This is a genomic window from Nocardia sp. NPDC060249 (assembly GCF_042728755.1).
In the GTDB taxonomy this organism is placed as follows: Bacteria; Actinomycetota; Actinomycetes; order Mycobacteriales; family Mycobacteriaceae; genus Nocardia.
In genome coordinates, this window is the sequence record NZ_JBHXAQ010000009.1 from 59,351 (window position 1) to 79,470 (window position 20,120).

At 64.5% G+C, this 20,120-nt stretch carries 18 protein-coding genes; 6 read left to right on the forward strand and 12 right to left on the reverse strand.

Annotated elements, in window-relative coordinates; genetic code table 11:
• The first annotated feature begins 21 nt into the window (after positions 1-21).
• Positions 22-2,160 (forward strand): AIPR family protein, encoded by a 2,139-nt coding sequence (locus tag ACFWFP_RS26505; protein WP_379299372.1) that lies wholly within the window; start codon positions 22-24, stop codon positions 2,158-2,160.
• A 57-nt stretch (positions 2,161-2,217) separates the two neighbouring features.
• Here the strand turns inward: ACFWFP_RS26505 and ACFWFP_RS26510 are convergent, their stop codons facing one another.
• The 3 genes from ACFWFP_RS26510 to ACFWFP_RS26520 are packed head-to-tail and all read right to left on the reverse strand — an operon-like array spanning position 2,218 to position 7,721.
• The gene (locus ACFWFP_RS26510) at positions 2,218-3,471 is read right to left on the reverse strand and encodes a restriction endonuclease subunit S (RefSeq protein ID WP_379299374.1); all 1,254 of its coding nucleotides are present in this window, start codon (positions 3,469-3,471) and stop codon (positions 2,218-2,220) included.
• The gene (locus tag ACFWFP_RS26515) at positions 3,468-6,209 is read right to left on the reverse strand and encodes a DEAD/DEAH box helicase family protein (RefSeq protein ID WP_379299376.1); all 2,742 of its coding nucleotides are present in this window, start codon (positions 6,207-6,209) and stop codon (positions 3,468-3,470) included. Before ACFWFP_RS26515 ends, ACFWFP_RS26510 begins: the two co-directional genes overlap by 4 nt.
• Before the next feature lie 36 nt (positions 6,210-6,245).
• Positions 6,246-7,721 carry an N-6 DNA methylase gene (locus ACFWFP_RS26520; protein ID WP_379299378.1) on the reverse strand — a complete coding sequence of 492 codons (1,476 nt, stop codon included), beginning with the start codon at positions 7,719-7,721 and terminating at the stop codon, positions 6,246-6,248.
• 253 nt (positions 7,722-7,974) lie between these two features.
• On the opposite strand from ACFWFP_RS26520, the gene ACFWFP_RS26525 reads away from it, so the two are divergent.
• Positions 7,975-8,223: a hypothetical protein gene (locus ACFWFP_RS26525; protein WP_379299380.1), complete on the forward strand. Its 249-nt coding sequence runs from the start codon at positions 7,975-7,977 to the stop codon at positions 8,221-8,223.
• Between the two features lie 284 nt (positions 8,224-8,507).
• On the opposite strand, the gene ACFWFP_RS26530 is transcribed toward ACFWFP_RS26525, so the two are convergent.
• Positions 8,508-8,858: a DUF732 domain-containing protein gene (locus ACFWFP_RS26530; protein WP_379299382.1), complete on the reverse strand. Its 351-nt coding sequence runs from the start codon at positions 8,856-8,858 to the stop codon at positions 8,508-8,510.
• Between the two features lie 390 nt (positions 8,859-9,248).
• Between ACFWFP_RS26530 and ACFWFP_RS26535 the strand changes: the two genes are divergently transcribed.
• Both ACFWFP_RS26535 and ACFWFP_RS26540 read left to right on the forward strand, forming a co-directional pair.
• Positions 9,249-9,584, forward strand: a complete 336-nt coding sequence (locus ACFWFP_RS26535; protein WP_379299384.1) for a hypothetical protein — start codon at positions 9,249-9,251, stop codon at positions 9,582-9,584.
• A gap of 117 nt (positions 9,585-9,701) precedes the next feature.
• Entirely contained in the window at positions 9,702-10,100 is a 399-nt protein-coding gene (locus ACFWFP_RS26540; RefSeq protein WP_379299386.1) for a DUF4870 domain-containing protein, read from the forward strand.
• Positions 10,101-10,211: 111 nt separating this feature from the next.
• On the opposite strand, the gene ACFWFP_RS26545 is transcribed toward ACFWFP_RS26540, so the two are convergent.
• From ACFWFP_RS26545 to ACFWFP_RS26555, 3 genes are read right to left on the reverse strand one after another with little or no spacing between them, the layout of a single operon-like run.
• Positions 10,212-10,763: a hypothetical protein gene (locus tag ACFWFP_RS26545; protein ID WP_379299388.1), complete on the reverse strand. Its 552-nt coding sequence runs from the start codon at positions 10,761-10,763 to the stop codon at positions 10,212-10,214.
• A gap of 11 nt (positions 10,764-10,774) precedes the next feature.
• The gene (locus ACFWFP_RS26550) at positions 10,775-11,101 is read right to left on the reverse strand and encodes a hypothetical protein (RefSeq protein WP_379299390.1); all 327 of its coding nucleotides are present in this window, start codon (positions 11,099-11,101) and stop codon (positions 10,775-10,777) included.
• 46 nt (positions 11,102-11,147) lie between these two features.
• Entirely contained in the window at positions 11,148-12,416 is a 1,269-nt protein-coding gene (locus ACFWFP_RS26555; protein ID WP_379299392.1) for a PucR family transcriptional regulator, read from the reverse strand.
• 439 nt (positions 12,417-12,855) lie between these two features.
• Here ACFWFP_RS26555 and ACFWFP_RS26560 point away from each other — a divergent pair, with 439 nt between their 5' ends.
• On the forward strand, positions 12,856-13,656 hold the full coding sequence (locus tag ACFWFP_RS26560; protein ID WP_379299562.1) for an adenylate/guanylate cyclase domain-containing protein: 801 nt from the start codon (positions 12,856-12,858) through the stop codon (positions 13,654-13,656).
• Positions 13,657-13,658: 2 nt separating this feature from the next.
• Here the strand turns inward: ACFWFP_RS26560 and ACFWFP_RS26565 are convergent, their stop codons facing one another.
• Positions 13,659-14,912 carry a PucR family transcriptional regulator gene (locus ACFWFP_RS26565; protein WP_379299394.1) on the reverse strand — a complete coding sequence of 418 codons (1,254 nt, stop codon included), beginning with the start codon at positions 14,910-14,912 and terminating at the stop codon, positions 13,659-13,661.
• 116 nt (positions 14,913-15,028) lie between these two features.
• Between ACFWFP_RS26565 and ACFWFP_RS26570 the strand changes: the two genes are divergently transcribed.
• The gene (locus tag ACFWFP_RS26570; RefSeq protein WP_379299396.1) at positions 15,029-15,784 is read left to right on the forward strand and encodes a class I SAM-dependent methyltransferase; all 756 of its coding nucleotides are present in this window, start codon (positions 15,029-15,031) and stop codon (positions 15,782-15,784) included.
• A gap of 13 nt (positions 15,785-15,797) precedes the next feature.
• Here ACFWFP_RS26570 and dnaG read toward each other — a convergent pair whose 3' ends face one another.
• The 4 genes from dnaG to ACFWFP_RS26590 all read right to left on the reverse strand — a co-directional run bounded on the left by dnaG (position 15,798) and on the right by ACFWFP_RS26590 (position 20,064).
• A complete protein-coding gene (gene dnaG, locus ACFWFP_RS26575; protein ID WP_379299398.1) occupies positions 15,798-17,720 on the reverse strand; it encodes a DNA primase in 1,923 nt (640 codons plus the stop codon).
• A gap of 25 nt (positions 17,721-17,745) precedes the next feature.
• The gene (locus ACFWFP_RS26580) at positions 17,746-18,999 is read right to left on the reverse strand and encodes a deoxyguanosinetriphosphate triphosphohydrolase (protein ID WP_379299400.1); all 1,254 of its coding nucleotides are present in this window, start codon (positions 18,997-18,999) and stop codon (positions 17,746-17,748) included.
• A gap of 1 nt (position 19,000) precedes the next feature.
• Positions 19,001-19,579: a YdcF family protein gene (locus ACFWFP_RS26585; RefSeq protein WP_379299564.1), complete on the reverse strand. Its 579-nt coding sequence runs from the start codon at positions 19,577-19,579 to the stop codon at positions 19,001-19,003.
• A 119-nt stretch (positions 19,580-19,698) separates the two neighbouring features.
• On the reverse strand, positions 19,699-20,064 hold the full coding sequence (locus ACFWFP_RS26590) for a hypothetical protein (protein WP_379299402.1): 366 nt from the start codon (positions 20,062-20,064) through the stop codon (positions 19,699-19,701).
• Positions 20,065-20,120 lie beyond the last annotated feature (56 nt).

Sequence of the window (20,120 nt, forward strand, 5' to 3'; positions counted from 1 at the left end):
TAACCGAAGGACGATTACCTAATGGCTACGCTGGAAGCGGACACTCCCCGCCAGGTCACCCAGGTCCGCGAACAGCTTCACGAAACATTCGACGGTGTCGTCGACGACAGTGACATCGCACATCACAAAGGAAAGGACTACGAGCAACGCTTTCTCTCACGTGCGCTCGCCGCACTCGCCGTACGGCGCCTCGCGAAATGCAGCGCGGCGGAAGCGGCGGCCTTCGTCACCGATGGAATCGCTGACCAGGGCCTAGACGCCATCGCACCCCTGCCTGATAGCGGACAGGTCCTGCTGGTGCAGGCGAAATGGAGCGATCACGGTTCCGCTACCTTTGACGTTGGTGCCGCAAAGGCCATGGTCGATGGTTTAAACCGCATCGAGAACGAGCTCTACGAACAGTTCAACCAGCGTGCGGCGACCCTGGCGCAGGAGGCGCGCCCGCTGCTGATCTCAGGCAAAACGATTCTCGTGATTGCGCTGATGGGCACGGTGCAGCCTTCATCGCAAGCGCTGGAGGTGCTTGACAACGCCCTCCAGGAATTCAACAAGCACGGCTCGCGTTTCAGCATAGAGGTCCTGCTGTCCAAGGACTTTCACGAGCAGATCCACGCGGATCTTCGCCCGGACCCCATTGGTCTTGAGGTGCGATTGGACGACTGGTACAAGCAGAAGGGACCGCTTGAGGCTTACCAGGGCACGGTCTCCGCCGAACTCGTTGCCGACTGGTTCGAGATGTACGGAACCGCACTCTTCGAGCACAACTTGCGGGCGCCGCTCGGCACCACGGTGACCAACGCGGCGATCGGTCAGACACTGACCTCAACCCCGACCACCTTCTGGCACCTCAACAACGGAATCACGATGATTTGCGATGAGCTTGAGGCAAAACATGAAAGCGCGAAGGCCCCGCAGAGCCGAGCGACCACCCTCACGGTGCGGGGCGCGAGCATCGTGAACGGAGGACAGACTGTCCGCGCAATCGCGAGAGCAATGCACGAGGATGGCGAAACTGCGGCCAATGCCACCCTGAGCATCAAGATCATCAATACCCATGGTGACAAACAATTCGGAATAGACGTATCCCAGGCAGCCAACCGGCAGAACGCCATCGAGCAACGCGACCACATTGCCCTTGAACCCGTGCACCAGGCGATCAAAGCAAACCTGCGTGCCGAGCTGCGCAAACACTATGTGATCAAACGCGGTGATCAGCCTCCCGCCCCCGAAACTGGCTGCTCATTGGACGAGCTCGCCCTCGCATTGGCCTGTTTGCACCCGGACCCCGAGTACGCGGCGCGTGCCAGCAGTTCCATGGAAAACCTCTGGGAAGTGGGGCCCAATGGCAGCCACACGGTGTTGTTCCGGCGAGAGCCCAGCCCCCTGAAAGTTTGGCGTTCAGTATTAACGCTTCGTGCGGCGCGCAGCGCCGTTTACGACCACGGCGTCGAACTCAGCGGACGCGCGGCCGCCGTCGCTGAACATGGTGCTTTCCTCATCACTCATCTGCTGTTCCAACACCTGGGCGGAACAAGCATCGATGACCCCGACTTCGATTGGGATAGCGAGGTACTTGAGAAGATTCCAGCCGTGGTGCCGGAATTGGTTCGCCGCCTCGCGTATCAGATCGAACTGAACAGTCCTCGACGCGAGGTCCGGGTCATGTTCAAGTCCGCAAGGGAATCCCAGGACCTTGCCCTCCAGGTGCTGGATCAGCTGTCCGACGGGATCGTGATCCCCGAGCCGCCTATCAAACCTCGTAAACCACGGCGACAGAACACAGTGCCCTTGTTGGTCGATCGCCGTGTAATCAAGGACGGGACCCCGCTTCGTTACGAAGGGCAGACCGAGCCGGAGCGTAGCGCGATGGAAGGCTGGCTCATCGAGGACGAACGGCGACGGCAAGCCACGTGGGTAAATCACCGCACCAAGTCGATCCTGTGGGCATATGACGGACAGCAATATTCCCCATCGGGACTGGTGATGAAGATGTGGTGGGACGCTGGCTGGGCCGACCATCCGGTCGCAAACCAGGGAACCATGCGTTGGCTGCTTGCTGACGACCAGAGTCTGTGGGATTTGGCTCAACGAATCCACAATGAAGACGACGAGGAGACCAGCGATCTAGAGCTTGAAACGATGGCAGACCGGTCGACGTAGCGTTGATAGAGGATGGTGTTGGGTGGTAATCGCCCAATGTGTGAGTTGGTCGGATGATCAGGCCGGGACGAGTTCCTCTGTATGGCGAAGTTCATTGGGGGACTTGGTCAGCGTGCCAGAAAACGCTGCGGCCAAGACCGCCTTGCGAAGCCTCAGCTCTTGAGCCAGTGCGGTTACGACGCCAGACTTCAAGCGGTCGGCGGCGTCTAGTCGGTCGCGCGCGGTTGCCACAATCTGACGTTGTTCGTCGAGCGGTGGGAGGGGGAACTCGATTTCCTTCAGTCTGCGTGCCGAAAGATGCGCGAGATTTGTCGTGATTCGTGATTCGCGCTTGAAACGGCCTGCGCGCATGTGCCTTCGGAAGACAAGCAGCGCGAACTCTGGGTCGACCTCGTTCGAAGCCTTGAATCTGATGAGACTGTTCGTGAACGCGACGTCTGTGGGGACGCCACGATACATCGCTGGTCGGCCCAGGAACTCCGGCGACTGCCCTTCGTTGAGTAGGACCTCGCCGGGGCTGAGCTTAAATCGGTCGAATGTATCTGCGGGCCAATGCATCTCCATCACGTCTGCGATGTCTATGCGGTCCTCGAAGACATTCGCAACCCGTAAGTACGGGCGCATGTTCGGCCCCGCATGCCAGTCGGGGTGCCGCTGACGACCCAGTTCAATGGTCCCAGCATCACCTACGGTCAGTTCGGTCCAATGCTCCGGATAGGCGACAGGGTCCGGGATCAGCTCACGAAGAATGGCACTCTTCATCGCCTCGATTCGCCGCGGTGCGGCGGTCAACTCTTTCTGGCCTGCGTCGAGTCGGGAGAGGTGGTCCTCGAGGATTTCGACAATGCGGTGTTGCTCGGCGAGGGGCGGCAATGGGACCGGGATGCGCCGTAGTTTTTGTTGGGGAAGATGCGCGATCGTAGATCCAGTTGAGAGCTTTGCCAGCGCACCGCTCTTGGCCTGATGCTCCAGCAGGTACCGCAGGAACCGGGCGTCCAGCACCGCTGACGGGCGAATCCGGTGGAGTGCTTTTTGATAGGCGAGGTACGCAGACCGACCTTGCCAGATGGCGCAACGCCCGACGTCTCCTCCTTCGCAGACCAGGAGGTCACCGCTGCGGACGCCGAACCGTTCACGTTCGTCCTCGGCCAGTTCCATCGTCAGCAAGTCGTGGGTGTCGATTCGACCCCACTGGACGTTGATGTTTCGCAGATATGGAACGTGCTCGTTACCACGTGACTTGCCTTTGTCGAGCATCTTGCCGAGGGCCGTCTCGGCTACCTCGCCCAGCGGCACGACAGGCCAGTTCATGCAGTCAGCTCCGTATTCAGCTCGTCGATCAGTTCGGTGGTGGCGTCACCGAGGTCGCGGAGGGCGCCGTCGGTGCCGCCTCGTTCGGTGAAGGGGGCGTTGTCGAGTTCGGCGGTGGTGAACTCGGCCGACGCCGCGATCGCTGAGACTATCCGATCCAGCCACCAGCGTTGCGTCGCGGTGAACTCGACGCCTGCCTGGCGTTGTTGGGCGAGCCAGTTTTCGTATCGGGCCCCGACGCGCTCGGCGTAGGGGACTAGATCGTTGTCGACGCCGAAGGTGAAGCGGATTAGCGAAATTAGGTCGGTGACGGTGCGGTGGCCACCAATATCGCTGTTTACCTGCACTTCGAGGCCCTGGTAGGCGTTCCAGATGATGTCGGGGGTCCAGTTATACGGGGGTCGTGCGATCCGGGAAGCCAGTTCTTGGATTTCGGCGTAGGTCGCACGGCGGTCACCGGCCTCGCTCAGGATCTGGATAGCGGTGATCTCTGAGCGGTGTTCGCTGAGGTAGTCGCTCCAAGAATCCACTACTGTGCGTGCGCGTGATGGGTCGACTACGCCGAAAGCATCAAGCAAAACGTCGTGGCTGACTTCGTCGATTGTGCGGTCATGGGTGGCCCGGAGTTCGAGTATGCGGCTTCGGAGCTCTGGGTTGGCCGCGATTGGTTCCACAGCGCGATCGAGTAGATCTTGAATGTCGCCGTCGTAGGCTGCCTGGATGTCAGGGCTGACCGCGTCTACAAGGCCGCGGACGATGTCGCGCACAGCACAACCAGCGACGGAGTCCAGCTCACTGCGCTCGGGGTCGGTGAGGTCGAGTTCGAGTTTCGCCAGACGCGAAGCGAGCGTGGCAGTTTCGGACTCAGTGAGGGTGAGCGCGGCGGCCTTGTCGAGCAGCTTCTTCAAGCCGACGCCACGCTCCCGGTTCAGCGGCGCGTCGCAGAACGCGTGTTCAGTGACTCCGACGGTGTCGACGATGACGAAGCGTGTTTTCACTTCGGCGTCGGGGGTGACCGCTTGGAAGTCGGCGTTGGAAATAGTCCGTGCGCCACGGCCTTTCATCTGTTCGAAGTATTGGCCGGAGCGCACGTCACGCATGAAGAACACGCACTCAAGGGGCTTGACGTCGGTGCCGGTGGCGATCATGTCGACGGTTACCGCGATTCGCAGCGTTGGGCTGGTGCGGAACGCTTGCAGGCGACGTTTGGTGTCGCTGGCGCTGTAGGTGATCTTCGCGGCGAAATCGTTGCCTTTGCCGAAGACCTCACGTACGAGGGTCACGATTTCCTCGGCGTGCGCGTCGTCCTTGGCGAAGATCAGCGTCTTAGGAACGGTGGTGCGGCCAGGGAAGATCTCGGTGAACAGCCTGTCACGAAAGGTCTCCAGCACGGTACGGATCTGCGACTTGCTGGTCACCGCGCGATCGAGCTGCTTCGCGGAGTAGGTCAAGTCGTCCTCGAGGGTCTCTAAACGCTCGATCCTGGTGCGACGGTCGACTTTTGGAACTACGGTGCCTTGCTCGATCCTGGAACCGCGCGCGCTGATCTCGGTGTTGATCCGGTAGACGTCGAAATCGACGTTGACCAGGTCGGCTACTGACTGAGGATAGGTGTACTCCGACACCAGGTTCTGTTCGAAGAACCCGAACGTTTGTTTGCCGGGAGTCGCGGTCAGGCCAACGATGTGGGCGTCGAAATAGCGCAACAGGCCCTGCCAAACACCGTAGATCGAGCGATGTGCCTCGTCGACTATCACCAAGTCGAATGTTTCCGGCGGCAACTCCGGGTTGTAAGTGACGGTGATCGGGGCTTCTGGGATGTAGCCGTCAAGATTCGGGTCGTCGGTATCGGGCACATCCTGGCCTTGCAGTGCCTTGAACACACGCTGGATGGTGGAGATCACCACGCTTGAGGACGCCAGCATGCCCGTTTTGGTGAGCTTGTCGACGTTGTAGAGCTCGGTGAAACGGCGGCCATCGTCCGGGGTCCGGTAGTTCTGGAACTCGGCCAGGGTCTGGTCGGCCAGATTATTGCGGTCGACCAGGAATAGCACTCGCCCGAACCCGCCGTGGTGGAGCAGGCGGTAGGACTCGGTGACCGCGGTGTATGTCTTGCCCGCGCCGGTGGCCATCTGCACCAGGCTGCGCTTGTGGCGTTGTTGGGCGAGGCTTCGCTCGATGCCCACAACTGCCTTGATCTGTGCTGGCCGCAAACTCTTGCGGTCCAGTTCGGGCATGGCAGCGACCTTGGCCCGCCATGTCGGTGCATCCGGATTGGCGGCCGCGTCTCGCAGGAACCGGGCGAGTGTCGAGGCTTGTGGGAAGTGGAACAACGCGCGCGAACGCGGGTTCGGGTCGAAACCGTTGGTGAAATGCAGTTCGGTGCCACTGGATTCAAACACGAACGGCAAACGTCCGCCCACGGTGAGCGCTTTCAATCGGACGTCGGCCGGTAGGCCCTCGGCGTACATCGCAGACTGCCACTCGACCCCGGAGAGCGGTGTGCCCACCGGCTTGGCCTCGATGACCCCTACGGCCTTCTTGTCGACGTAGAGCAAGTAGTCGGCCCGGCCGTGGCCCTTCTCCATGATGACTTCGCGCACGGCCACGCCCTCGGCGGCGAAGAGGTTCATCGCGCGTCGGTCCTGAACCGCCCACCCGGCAGCCGCCAGTTGGGCGTCGATCAACGCTCGTGCGCGTTGTTCGGCGGCCAGCCGGTCTGAATCATCTTGGCTCATAGGCCTTTCAGCGTATCGGAGGGTGCGACAAATCGGTCAGGATGCGTCGGCGGATGTACGTTCGAGCTCTGCTGCCACCGCTTCGAACTCGACCAGCGCCGCGGTCAGATCTTCAACGATCTCGCGTGCCAGGATTTCCGGCGTGGGCAGGTTGTCGGTGTCTTCCAGCGATTCGTCGCGCAGCCAGGTGATGTCGAGGTTGGTCTTGTCACGGGCAATGAGCTCGTCGTAGGTGAATGAACGCCAACGCTCAGATTCCACCGCCTCACGATCTCCGTCGTAGGCGTCGACGAACTCGTCAAGGTGTTTGCGTCGCAGCGGGTTCTGTTTCAGCGTGAAGTGCTGGTTGGTGCGCAGGTCGTAGACCCACAGACGCTGTGTCCACGGTTGCTCGGAGGCGGGCTTCTTGTCGAAGAACAAGACATTGGCTTTGACGCCGTTGGCGTAGAAGATGCCGGTCGGCAGGCGCAACATGGTGTGGAGGTTGAAGTCCTCAAGCAGTTTCTTGCGCAGGTTTTCGCCCGCGCCACCTTCGAACAGCACGTTGTCGGGTAGGACGACCGCTGCGCGACCGTTGATCTCAAGGATGGTCATGATGTGCTGCAAGAAGTTGAGCTGCTTGTTACTGGTGGTGACGACGAAATCCGTACGCTCGATCTCGCGGTCCTCTTTCGCTTCGCGACCATCAGCGCCGACCATCGTCAACGAGGATTTGCGGCCGAACGGCGGGTTGGACAGCACCACGCTCCAGCGACGGCCGGGGTCGGCTAGGAGCGCGTCTTTGACCTCGATCAACGAGTCCCCGGTGGGGGTGCCGATGCCATGTAGGAGCAGGTTCATCGCTGCCAGGCGAGCCGTGCCGTCGACCAGTTCGAAACCGGCCGCGAAGTCATCGCGCAGGTGACCGCGCTGGGAAGGAGTGAGGTTCTCCGCGCCTTTGGCAGCGTGCTCGTGGGCGACAAGGAGGAAGCCTCCAGTGCCACAGGCAGGGTCGACAACGGTGTCATCAGGTTTGGGTTTGATGACGTCGACGATGCCGGCGATCAGATCACGCGGGGTGAAGTATTGGCCCGCGCCGGAGCCCTTGTCGGACGCGCCTTTCGACAGCAGCGCTTCGTAGGCGTCGCCCTTGAGGTCGGTACCCGACGCTGACCAGTTCTCCTTGTCGATCAGGTCGGCGATCAACCGCTTGAGCTTCGCGGGATCTTGGATCCGGTTCTGTGATTTGCGGAAGATCGTGCCGAGGGTGCCGGGTTGCTCAGCCAGACCTACCAGAATTCTCGTGTACTCAAGTTCGAGCTCGATACCCTCGGCGTCGAGGAGGCGCTGCCATGAGTACTCCGACGGGACTACCTGCTGGGGGTTGAGGCGGCGGGTTGCCCGCTCGTGAGCCATTTTGAGGAACAACAGGTAGGTGAGCTGTTCTGTGTACTCGATCACTCCAACGCCGTCGTCGCGCAGCACGTTGCAGTAGGACCACAGCTTATCTACGAGGCGACGTGAGTCAGTCATTCGAGCATTCTTCCACGTGCGACTGCAGCGTCATCAGGGACTAGCCTCGATCTTTCGCCGGGCGGGGCCTGCCCTGATCCGTTTCGGAATGGTTGAAAACCGCTGATCAGCAGTTCCGAGCAGCCATCAACACCCCTGGTCAGCGGGTTGATTGCCGGGTCCACGGGCCAGGGTGTTCCTTTCAGGGGCTGCAGGGACGGTTTGGGCGAGGCGAGATAGATCGCTGCAGAAGTGCCTAGCTCAGGCGGCGCTGGTGTGGCGACTGGTGAAGCTCACCTGGGTGTCATCGGCACAGCGAGAGGCGCGGGCCGACGAGATCGCCGCCCGCAGCCGCGCCGCCAAGGCCGAAGCCGAGGCCAAGACCGCGCAGGCCGAGCAGCTTGCCCAGCAGGCGCACGTGCATCGCGATGATGCCGCGGATTCGCGGGCCGACCTGGACAAAGAATGGGAGCGTGCGGACAAGGTCGATCCGGACACGAAGTCGGGTCACAAACCCGAGTGATCCGGACCGACCGGCCCGGAACGACCGATCCACCGCAATGAGCGTCGCCACGGCATCGCGGTGCGAACGGTTGTGAGAACGGGCGCATCGCCCGCAGGCAGGAACACCACGCCGCGTACGACGTGATCGGCATCAGCTGTCGAGAGTCGGGCAACGGCGTCAGAGTCGGCCGTGCGCCGACCCGTGCCGGAGCGCTCGGTCAGATCTTCGTCCCGTTGCCGGCAATCTCGCGACCGCACCCTGCCGCACCACCGCGGTCGGACCGGCCGATAGTGCGCACATGGTCACGAAACGAAGTCCGGGCACAGATTCGTGGTCGCGGCGCTGACGAACAGCGGGCCCTGATCGAACTGGTAGGTCTGCTCGACCGCGGAAGTCTCGTCCAGAACTGACACGCCGCCACGCAGGTGTTCACATGTCGCGTGGCCCGCGGCGACCAGCTCCTTCGCCGACTTCCCCGGCAGGGCCGCATCGTTGATCCTGATCTCCTCGAGGAACGATGCTTCGTCGCTGCTGAACTCGGCTGCTTCGGCAGTGCGGGTCTTGGTGACGTCGACAGTGTGGGGCTCGGTAGTCGGGTCGCAGCCCGCGACTGCGGCACCGAGAACCGCGAGAGCCAGGCTGACCGCTATCACGTTGGCACGTAACTGAACTCGCCGTGCAAACATCGTATTGCCCCTGATCTCGAGCAGAGGGACCGACACCCTCGATCGATCCTCTCCGACACCGTTTCCGGTGTGACATCAACGATCCCGGGGCAGCCGAATACCCGATACCCACCCCAGGGATGGCGCAACCCAACCTATGAACACATGGCCGATCTCTCGGTCGGTTGACTGGCTCGGCAAAGAGCGGCAGGAGGCCCCGACGCGGGTTCGCCACGCCCAGACAACCGCCGCCTCGGTTTCTCGGGACCGGCCGGACCGTCAATGCCAGTCACTTTCACAGCGAGGGTGGCGGATTTCGCTGGATACAGTCGACAGTGGTGCCGCCCGCCGCGAATCCCAGTGAAGGACAGCCGAACAATGCCTGAAAGCAACGAACCCGCAGTGCGCTACTTCGCATTGATCGATGACGAGAGAGGCTGGCCCGATGGCTGGCGCGCCCGTCGGATCACCGGGCTTGTGCGCCGGACCGACACCCGACCGCTACCGACCGACGAAGCGCTCGGCAGGGACTTCACCTGGGGTCCTACCGAGTACCTCCAGCGCTATCAGCAGGGAGTGGACATGCCTCACGAGGAGATCTCCGCCGAGTCAGCCGAGCGATTCATAGCGAGTTGGCGCGCCTCGAAGGCGCGCAGCGAGGCCCAACGCCCGCGCCCCGCGTCGAACCCACCTATCGAGGACGCACAAGCCTGATCGGTTCCGCGCGGCAAGCAGGTCGTCGGGTTCCGATGCTTCGGCCCGGCTCGCGGCCACTTGTTTCGTGCTGAAAGTTGGGATCGGTAGGCGGCGGGCGTGGCATGTACTTGCCGCATGACATCTTCTCAGCTTCCCTCGAACCGACCGCAGTCCGCCGGACTGGACAAGAAGACCAGTGCGATCCTGTCCTACGCGCTGGGCTGGCTCACCGGAATCATCTTCCTCTTTGTGGGAAAGAACGATCCCGACGTGAAATTCCATGCCGCGCAATCGATCATCTTCTTCGCCGGGGTCTCGGTGCTCAATATCGTTCTGAGCATCGTCGGCTCGCTCCTCGGCGCCCTGGGGATCATCTTCAGCCTCGCCGGACTCGCGCTCGCGGTCTTCACGGTCGTCGTCTGGATCATGGCCATGGTTCAGGCGAACAACAGCGGCGGCGTCCGCGCAGAGCTTCCCCTTGTCGGAAAGTTCGTTGCCCCGTTCGCCGATCAGCTGGCCGGTTCGGTCAAGTAGCGACGTACCCGAAATCCCCGCACGGCGACCACACCCAATACTCCGAAGATCAACGGCCCGAGACTGTCTCGGGCCGTTGACGTCCGGCCGGATCGACGTAACCGCAGCCATTCATTCGAGGATTCGTTTTCGTTGGGCGATGTCGGCGGTGAAGACGACCATGACATCGTCCGTGAGGTTGTAAAAGCTCGGTGTGCCGGCGGGTTCTGACCGGCCCGATGCGAGCCAGATGGTGTGGGAACCAACGGATATTCGGACTGCGGCTGGGACGTGCAGTCCAGGCTGGAAGTCGCGATACCAGCAGAGGTCGGCGTGGGAGATCGGTTCGCCGATCAGTGGGGCCCAGCGCGGGTGAGTGGCCATAGGCACTGGAGCCGGGCCGTCTTCGGCGATTCGGATGAATTCGGAGATGGGGCGAGGAAAGACTTCGAGGTGGTATTGGGTGAAGCTGCTGTTCCACACGGCGGAGTAGAGCTGTCCGGTGTCGGTAGCCAGTTCAATGCCCATGGTGGCTTCGTGCCATTCGCCGTAGTCCCACTTCTCGGGTCGGTAGGTGTCGTCATCGATCAGCACGGGCAGGGTGTAGTAGGTGACGGCAGTCAGGCGTTGTCCGCGTAGGCCGGCCACTGTTTGTTCGAGCTCGGCGACGGTTGTCGTGGCCATAGGAGATCGGCTCATGCTGTGAACAGCGCTGCGGCGGGCAGTGCCGTCAGGACTACCAGCAGTGTCGCCACGATCTTGGCCAGTCGAATTCGGTTCGAGCCGGGTTCGACGACAAATGGCGCCGCGACCGCGACGACCGCCGCGGCGGGTAGGGCGAGCACGGTGCCGATGAACAGTTCGTAGCCATGGGGATCTGTCAGCGGATCGGTTGACAGTCGGGAATGGAGCGCGATGTACACGCATCGCAACCAGAAGAGTCCTCCCGCACAGGCGATGAGAAGGGCCGACGCGGCGACCGGTGTGCGCCATCGGGTGCCCGGCCCCTCCTTGGTGCTCATCACTGCCTCTCCACGACTTCGGTGGCCGACTCGAGTTCCGCCCCGATCAGCATGCCTGGGCGGTCTGGTCGGGGTCACCCCCGGCGGCCGACTCTTCCTCGCCCGCGCCGGTCGCGCGGGCCACCAGCGCGGAACGCAGGCGCCAAACGCCGTCCGGGTGCGTCGGGTCCAGCCCGGTGATCTCGGCGATCTTGTTCAGTCGATAGTCGACCGTGTTCGGATGGACGTGCAGCGCTCGCGCGGTGCGCAGGCGCGTGGAGCGGGTCGCGAGGTGCGCTGTCAAAGTTTCCAGCAGGACTGGGTGATTCTCGAGCGGGTCCAGCAGCGCGGCCAGATATCTTCCCGCCGTGCCCGGCCGGGACAGCTGGTACTCCAGCGACAGGTCGTCGAAGCGTTCCAGCCCGGCTCGGCGCAGGCGGCGCATGATGTCGAGTACCGCGTGCGTGCGCTCGACCCCTGCGGTGATGCCGCCGGCCTCCGCCGTCACGAATGTGGCGCGAACCTGTGTCTGCGCCGCGTCGGCGATCTGCTCGACGAACCGTTCGGCCCCGGCGGGATCGAAATGGTCGTGCGGAATCAGCAGGGTGGCGGTGTCGGTGCCCATCTGTATCAGCGCCTTGTCATCGCAGTGGTGCAGCACCTCGGCTCTGACTCGCCGCATTGTCCGGTGCGCGAGGATGTGCCGATCCGGGCGCGGCTCGCCCGCTGAACGGGGTGGCATGAACTGGATCGCGAAGACGAAATAGGTTTCGGCCAACCGGACCCCGCACGCACGCGCCATGGCCGGTGTCGCATTCCCGGCGATCAGGGCGGCAGCCACGGTATCCGCTGCGGCGCTGTCCGCCATGCGCATTTCGCGCAGGTAGGCCTGCGAGATCGCCATGGAGAGCTCGCGGGTGAGGTGGACGAACATGTGCGCTGTTTCGATCACCGCCACGTGATCCTCGTCGAGCCTCGCCCGTGCGGTGAGGTGGTCGAACACCGCCTGCGTGCCTACCCGCACGGCCTTGTGCATCGCGCCGATCGTGACGCCCTCGCGTGCCCATTCCATGATGTCGGCGCGCACCTCGGCCAGTGGTTGGGCGGTGTCGCCGCCGGTCAACATTCTGGCGGTAAGCTGCAGGCACGCGTTCACCAGCGTGGTGACATCGCGCCGCAGGTCCGCTATGGGCACCTTGGCGGGTAGTTCACTGCCGACGATGAACAGACTCATGATCTTGCCCGAAATCGTTGACGCGGAGGGGAGCCGGTCGAAAACCGGCCGACCTGCCATCGTCGCGGCCCGGGGCGGCACGACGCTGTCGGGCTTGCGCACATTTCCTACTTTCCGCTGGTTGCGCTTTATCGTGCGGCCTGCGCACCCCGCGTTCCAATGGTGCTTCGCACCGAGATGAAACCAGCGTTGTGCACTATGCACCATCGGCCATGCGCCGAGCAATTCACCTGTACACCGAAACAGGATCAGGAAGCAGGATTCGTCGCTGTGGCCGACGCGGTTCGACCCCAGGGACAGCGGCTCGGCACGTGTCGAAGATCGGGCCATTTCCACTGTACAAGTACCGACCGCGCCCGCGATGACGGCAGGTGAACCGCTCACCGCCCCGGAGCCGACGGCCCATGACTCACTGTCAGCAGGCATCGGATTCGCCGGTCGAATTCGAGTGAACGCCTGTGTACTATTTTGTCGTGAACAGCTCGGGCGCACGGCCGCTACAGGGTTCGACCAGCCACGCTACTCCGCCAGGGTTCGACCGATGACCACAGTCGTCATCACCGTGCTCGCGATCGTCGCCGCCGGTGAAGCCGTCGGCCTGCTCGTCCTGTCGATCTTGCTGGTCCGGAGTCGGCGCAAGCGCCGGGCGCCGCGCCGGTCGACGACGGGGCAGCGGTTGGTGGTGAGCGGCCGCGAAGCGGTACGAACTGCCTGGCAGGCCGCGGATCTGGTGCGAGCCAAAGGCTTTCGTGCCGCCGTGCTCACCTCTATCGAAGACCTCGCGGGCTGGGCACGGGTCGAACGTCCGGACTTGGCCAGACTCGCACCGGACGGCAACGTCGTGATCATGTTCTCCGACATCGAGCAGTCGACCGCTCTCAACGAACAGCTGGGCGACCGCGCCTGGGTCAAACTGCTCGACCGCCACCACCGTCTCGTCGATCGATGCGTGCAGAACCACGGCGGCCATGTGGTCAAGAACCAAGGCGACGGGTACATGATCGCCTTCGCCGTGCCCGATCAGGCGGTCCGATGCGGCGTGGCCATCCAGGCGGCGCTGCGCAAGGACGCCGAATCATCGGGGGGTGAGGCCGATTTCCGGGTCCGGATCGGTATCCACATGGGAAGTTCCGTCCGCCGGGGTGACGATTTGTTCGGACGTAACGTCGCCATGGCCGCGCGTGTCACCGCGCAGGCCGAGGGTGGCGAAGTCCTCCTCAGCGAGCCGGTGCTGGAGGCGATCGGAAGCAGCACCGATCTCACGATCGGGACCGGACGTGAAGCGACCCTCAAGGGTCTGCGCGGCACGCACCACCTCACTCCCGTCTGCGCGCGGCGGTAACCTCAACTGAGCCGGGAAGTGTTCTGCCGCCAGTACAACGCGTCCAATGCGACCGCGACATGCACGCCGTTCTCCGCCAGCGGACGCGGCAGCAACTCGTCCGCGCGGGCGATCCTGCGCAAGATCGTGTTCCGGTGGGTAAACAGGCGCGCCGCGGCGCGCGTGGCATTGCATTGCTCGTTGATGTAGACGAGCACTGATTCGCGCAGTTCGCTGTCGGCATGCTCCAGATCGCCGAGGGTGTACTTGATGAATCGGTCAGCCTGAGCGCCGTTTTCGGTGATCAGCGAGGTCAATTGCACCTCGCCGAAGGTGACCAGTCGCCGGGTGCTGTGCGGGCGGGCGAGGATTCGGTGCGCGGCCTGCGCGTCGAGGTGACTCGTCCGGAACCCGGCGAGGTCGCGTCCGGTCGAGCCGATGGCGATCCGCACGCCGGGGATATGGTCCAGCGCTTCGGTCAGTGCCGCGGTGTCGGGAGGGGTCGGGCCGGGCACCCATACCCACAGGGTGGCCGCGCTGGCGAGCACGCTCAGGGCCGTGGCCGCCCCGGCGGCTTGGGTGAGGGCCCTGGTCACCCGATGCGGTTCGTCGAGTTCGGCACCGGGAATGTCACTCCAGGCGATGGCCGCGGTGTGGGTGGCGTCGAGCCGGTAGCCGAGTCGGGTCGACGCCCGCTCGATATTGGTCGGCTCCCCCTCGAGAATGAGCGAAATGACCTCGCGGCGTTCGGCATACGAGCCGCGGGCGAGTTCGTCGCGCTCCTCACCGATGACCTCGGTGATCGCCTCGATGGTGCCGTCCACGAACACGGCGATCGAGGCGGCGGTGACCTCCAAGACCTCCTGCAGCTCGAACGGGTCCGGCGTCAAGATGAAGATGATGGTCATCCACCGTCGCCAGGCGACATTCTGGCCTACGCGATAGGCCTGCAAAGCGGTCTCGTTCATGCCACGGCGGACCAGGTCGCGAACGATGGCGATCTGGTCCGCGCCGAGGTTGATCGGCACCGGCATGCCCGGATCGGCCACGTTGGCCGAGGCCCAGTGCAGCAAGTTGCCACGATTGACGCGCCGGACCGCCTCGGCCAGCAGCGGATCCCCCGCGATCGCACGCAGGCTGGTTGTCAGGAGAGTGGCGTCATAGAGCTCGTCGAGCCATTCCTCCGGCGCGTTCAGCGCGATCTCGGCACCTTGGCGGATCACTTCTCGCGCGCGGTCGGACAGGCGTCGATCGAACAGACCATCACCAGAGTGCACCGCCTCATTATGAACCTCCGATCTGAGTTCATATTCGCCAAATGCCCTGACCAGATCGGCCGGTAGCCGCGAAACTCGGATGTGGTCTCGGGCGGTCGCTGGCATAGTGATCGCGCATGGGACCGACGTTCGAGGATGTGATCGCCGAGGCCGCATCGGCGCCGGTGGAGGGGTGGGATTTTTCCTGGCTCGACGGGCGGGCCAGTGAAGCGCGTCCTTCGTGGGGCTATCAGCGGCTGATGAGCGCCCGGCTGGCGACTGCCTCCGCTGCTCTGGACATTCAGACCGGTGGTGGCGAGGTTCTGGCCGAGGCGCAGGTGTTCCCGCGGACCATGGTTGCCACCGAGTCGTGGCCGCCGAACGTGGCCAAGGCGACCACGTTGCTGCATCCTCGCGGCGTGGTTGTCGTCGCCGCGCCCGACGAGCCGCCGCTGCCGTTCGCCGATGAGGCGTTCGAGCTGGTCACCAGCCGCCATCCGGCAACCATCTGGTGGGGTGAGATCGCGCGCGTTCTGCGGCCGGGGGGCACGTATTTCGCACAGCATGTCGGACCGGCGAGCGTGTTCGAGCTGGTCGAGTTCTTCCTCGGTCCGCAACCGGAAGCCCGTCGAGGGCGCCATCCCGACGACGAGGCCGCCGCCGCGCGGGCCGCCGGACTGACGATCACCGACCAGCGGACCGAGCGCCTGCGCATCGAGTTCAACGACATCGGTGCCGTTGTGTACTTCCTGCGCAAGGTGATCTGGATGGTGCCCGGGTTCACCGTCGAGGCCTACCTCGACCAACTGCGCCGGCTGCACGATCGCATCGAGCAGGAGGGGCCGTTCGTCGCCTACTCCACCCGAACGCTCACCGAAGCCACCAAACCGTGACTCGCGGGTGGTGTCAGGCCCCGGCCGCGTAGCCCTCGTTGCCCATCGCCTGGGCGGCGAGGCTCTTGCGGTACTGCTCGAGCGCCACCAGGTCGCCGAACAGCGTCATGTAGGTATCGGGCTCCTCGCTGGCAGACAGTCGCTGCAGCCTCGATTTGAGCTCGGCGATCTGGCGGCCCACCCAGGCTTCCTGGACGCGGGCCAGGATGCCGGTGATGAAGCGGGGGGTGTCGTTCTGGGTGCGCACCGGGAGCTGTTCGCTGGCCAGTTCGGAGACGAGGGCGCGGATCATCAGGTCGTCGGTGTGATCGGCGACGGCGGCGACCCATTCCGCACCGCTTAGCCCGGCAGCCGTGCCGCCGGCCTGGGCGATCATGATGCGCACGGCCACGTAGGCGGGGTGGGTGAAGGCGGCGGCGTCGATGGCGTCGAAGGACACGCCCGCGATGCCGGGGTATTGCAGTGCGGCGCTGAGGGTTTGGCGCTGCGCGTACAGCACCGGGTCGTTCGGCGCGGGCCGCACCGAAGAGCTCTCCTCGACGCGGGGCGCGGGGATCGCCGCGGCGCCGGACTTCAGGTCGGGCGTGGTGGCGCCCGTGCGGTTCTTCTTCGCCTCTTCACCGACCCGGCGCACGACGAGCTGGATGTCGTCCCAGCCCACCCAGCCGGCCAGCTTGGTGGCATACCCCTTGCGGGTGGCGTTGTCCTTGATCTGGGCCACCACGGGCACCGTACGGCGCAGCGCCTCGACCCGACCCTCGACATCGTCGAGGTTGTGTTCGGCGAGCAGCCCGCGAATCACGAACTCGTACAGCGGGGTTCGCCGCGCCACCAGATCACGAACGGCGCTGTCGCCGGAGTGCTGACGCAACTCGCACGGATCCTGCCCGTCGGGCGCGATCGCGATGTAGGTCTGTCCCGCCAGCCGCTGATCGCCGCTGAACGCCTTCAACGCCGCGGCCTGACCGGCCGCGTCACCGTCGAAGGTGTAGATGATCTCGCCACGCCAGAAGTTGTCGTCCATCAGCAGCCTGCGCAGTACCTGCAGGTGTTCTTCGCCGAACGCGGTACCGCAGGACGCGACCGCGGTTTTCACCCCGGCCAGATGCATGGCCATGACGTCGGTGTAGCCCTCGACGACCACGGCCTGATGTCCCTTGGAGATGTCGCGCTTGGCGTGGTCGAGACCGAACAGCACCTGAGACTTCTTGTACAGCAACGTTTCCGGCGTGTTCACGTACTTGCCGGGCATGGTGTCGTCGTCGAACAGCTTGCGCGCGCCGAAACCGATCACCTCGCCGCCGAGGTTGCGGATCGGCCACAGCAGGCGGCGATGGAACCGGTCGATCGGACCACGCTTGCCCTGCTTGGACAGTCCGGCCGCTTCCAGTTCCTTGAACTCGAAACCCAAGCGCTGCAAGTGCTTGGTCAGCCCGTCCCAGCCCGCGGGGGCGTAACCGCAGCCGAACTGCTGCCAGGACGCCTTGTCGAAGTTGCGGTCGGTCAGATACTTGCGCGCGGTCTCGGCCTCGGGTTCGTGCAGCAGGCCCATGTAGTACTCGTGCGCGGCGGCATTGGCGGCGACCAGTCGCGAACGAGTGCCGCGGTCGCGCTGCACCGAGGTGCCGCCACCCTCGTAGTTGATCTGGTAGCCGATGCGATCGGCCATCTGCTCGACGGCCTCGACGAAACCGATGTGTTCCATCTGCTGCAGGAACTTGTAGACGTCGCCGCCCTCACCACAGCCGAAGCAGTGGAACAGCCCGTGGTTGGGGCGCACATGGAACGACGGCGACTTCTCGTCGTGGAACGGGCACAGACCTTTGATCGAGTCGGCGCCCGCGCGCTTGAGCGCCACGTACTCACCGACTACATCTTCGATCCGGACACGTTCACGGATCGCCGCGATATCGCGATCTGGGATTCGTCCGGCCACGGTGAGCGAGTCTAGTCGGGTCCGCTCAGCGGCAGTCCAGCGAGGCGGCGACGCGTTCGAAGCGGCTCTCGGTGTAGGACGCGATCTGGTCGATCACCACACGCACGCGGGCGGTCTCGGTGGTGGCGGCGTTGAACCATGGCAGCATCTGATCGTCGAGGTGGGCGGGCGCGGTGGTGAGCAGGCGGTCGGCGACAGCCTGCACGCGATCGCGCTGGGTCTGCTGGCGAGCGAGGTGACCGGGGTCGGAGCGCACATAACGCAGCGCCATGGTCTTGAGGACCGCCACCTCCGCCGCCACGATCGGCGGCACGATGAGGTCGGCCTCGTAGCGGCTGAGCGGGCCCTCGCCGGAGCGCTCGTGGGTAGCCGAGATCGCGGCGGTGGCGAAGCGGCCGACCAGCTCGCTGGTGAGCCGTTTCAGCGCCACCGAGGCGCCGAAGCTGCCGTCGTAGTTCGCGGCGTCGGCCACGATGTCGAGCTCGGAGAGCCGCTGCGCGGCGGCGGCGAGTGCCTCGATCGACTGGTCGGGATGCTGGCCGTGGCCCTGTTCGGCCAGCGCCGCCTGTTCGGCCGGGTCGGCGAGGGCGCGCAGGTCGATACGGCCCACGATCACGCCGTCCTCCACGTCGTGCACCGAGTAGGCGACGTCGTCGGACCAGTCCATGATCTGGCATTCCAGGCTCTGTTTGCGGTCGGGTGCGTCTTTGCGCACCCAGGCCAGGCGCTCGAGGTCGTCGTCGTAGGCGCCGAACTTGGTGCCGGAACCGCTTCTGCCCCAAGGGTATTTGAGGGTCGCATCCAGGGCTGCCCGGGTCAGGTTGAGCCCGAAGCTCTCTCCGTCGGCGTCGAGGACCTTGGGTTCGAGGCGAGTGAGGATGCGCAGGTTCTGCGCGTTGCCTTCGAAACCGCCATAGGCGTCGGCGAATTCGTCGAGCGCGCGTTCGCCGTTGTGGCCGTAGGGCGGGTGGCCGATGTCGTGGGCCAGGCCGGCCAGGTCGACGAGGTCGGGGTCGGCGCCCACACCGTCGGCGATGCTGCGCCCGATCTGGGCCACTTCGAGCGAGTGGGTCAGCCGGGTGCGCGGGGTGTCACCCTCGCGCGGGCCCATGACCTGGGTCTTGTCGGCGAGGCGACGCAGCGCGGCGGAGTGCAGCACGCGGGCACGATCGCGGGAGAATTCACTGCGATGACCCTTGCCCGCGGCGCCGGGCCACGCGATCTTGCCAGGCTCGTGGACCATGCGCTCCTGGTCGTGCGAGGAGTACGTCCCTGTCATCTCACTGTCCCGCCTCGTAAGGGAAATCTGCCGAGAAATGAGTGAGCTGATACCAGAGCAGCGCGCCGGTCTCGCGGGCGATGCCGTGGAATTGCGACTCCCTCGTGTAGACGGCGGGCCCGGTGCGAGTGGGTGCGGTCCACGCGTCCAGGCCCGCGTCGCGAGCCATCGTCCTGGTTCGCAGTGAATGCCACGGATCGCTCACGAGTACGGCCGATGACATATCGCGCTCCCCCATCGCCGACGCCACCGCCTCGATGCTGCGCAGGGTGTCGGAACCGGTTTCGACGGCGAGGATGTTCTCGCTGGGGACGCCCTTGTCTTCCAGATACCTTTTGCCCGAGGCGGCTTCGGTATACAGGTCGCCCTCTTGCTTGCCGCCGACGGTGATCACGGTGGGCGCCACGCCGGCTTCGTAGAGTCGCCACGCCTGATACAACCGCGCCTCGAAAACCGACGACGGCGTCCCCGAGTACTGCGCCGCGCCGAGCACCACGATCGCGTTCGCCGGGGTGTAGTCGTCGATCCGCGCGACCTGCCAGACCCGGACCGCCGTTCCGGCGACCAGCACCAACCCCATCAGCACCGCTCCGGCGATCAACCGGACGAACCACACCGAGACCGTTGGCACCAGCCCGCGTGGATGCCTGACATCCGGGGCGGGCGTGACCGTTCGCGAGAAACCCGATTTCACCTTCGTCAGTCTGCCAGGTCGGTCCGACGCCCCGCGGGGTCAGCGGTCACCACCGGATTCCGTTCCGGTGAACGCCCGACCGCCGACCCCGCGGACTCCCAGGGGATCGTCGCGGCGATGTCAGCGAACGAGCGGATCAGCGAGCTGTGCGCCGCGCTGGTCCAGGCCAGCACGAGGCTGCTCGGCGGCTTGTCGGCGAGCGCAACCACCACGAGGCCGTCCGGGACCGGGTGGCCCAGCGGCGTGAGGCCGACGGTGCCGTTCCACAGCACGGTCTGCTGACATTCGTGGACGGTCCGCACCACCGGACCGGTGTCCGGATCGGTCGGGTGCGACCAGTAGTTCCGCCAGATCGGATCGGCCGCGGCCACTCGGCTACCACTTCAACAAGGACCTCGCCCTGGCCGGTGCCGCACTGGTGTTCTTC

Excerpts from the sequence above, each read along its gene's own strand:
- ACFWFP_RS26505 (WP_379299372.1), top strand. The coding sequence starts at position 22 with ATGGCTACGCTGGAAGCGGACACTCCCCGCCAGGTCACCCAGGTCCGC.
- ACFWFP_RS26510 (WP_379299374.1), bottom strand. The coding sequence starts at position 3,471 with ATGAACTGGCCTGTCGTGCCGCTGGGCGAGGTAGCCGAGACGGCCCTC.
- ACFWFP_RS26515 (WP_379299376.1), bottom strand. The coding sequence starts at position 6,209 with ATGAGCCAAGATGATTCAGACCGGCTGGCCGCCGAACAACGCGCACGA.
- ACFWFP_RS26520 (WP_379299378.1), bottom strand. The coding sequence starts at position 7,721 with ATGACTGACTCACGTCGCCTCGTAGATAAGCTGTGGTCCTACTGCAAC.
- ACFWFP_RS26535 (WP_379299384.1), top strand. The coding sequence starts at position 9,249 with ATGCCTGAAAGCAACGAACCCGCAGTGCGCTACTTCGCATTGATCGAT.
- ACFWFP_RS26540 (WP_379299386.1), top strand. The coding sequence starts at position 9,702 with ATGACATCTTCTCAGCTTCCCTCGAACCGACCGCAGTCCGCCGGACTG.
- ACFWFP_RS26545 (WP_379299388.1), bottom strand. The coding sequence starts at position 10,763 with ATGGCCACGACAACCGTCGCCGAGCTCGAACAAACAGTGGCCGGCCTA.
- ACFWFP_RS26550 (WP_379299390.1), bottom strand. The coding sequence starts at position 11,101 with ATGAGCACCAAGGAGGGGCCGGGCACCCGATGGCGCACACCGGTCGCC.
- ACFWFP_RS26560 (WP_379299562.1), top strand. The coding sequence starts at position 12,856 with ATGACCACAGTCGTCATCACCGTGCTCGCGATCGTCGCCGCCGGTGAA.
- ACFWFP_RS26570 (WP_379299396.1), top strand. The coding sequence starts at position 15,029 with ATGGGACCGACGTTCGAGGATGTGATCGCCGAGGCCGCATCGGCGCCG.
- ACFWFP_RS26580 (WP_379299400.1), bottom strand. The coding sequence starts at position 18,999 with ATGACAGGGACGTACTCCTCGCACGACCAGGAGCGCATGGTCCACGAG.
- ACFWFP_RS26585 (WP_379299564.1), bottom strand. The coding sequence starts at position 19,579 with ATGGGGTTGGTGCTGGTCGCCGGAACGGCGGTCCGGGTCTGGCAGGTC.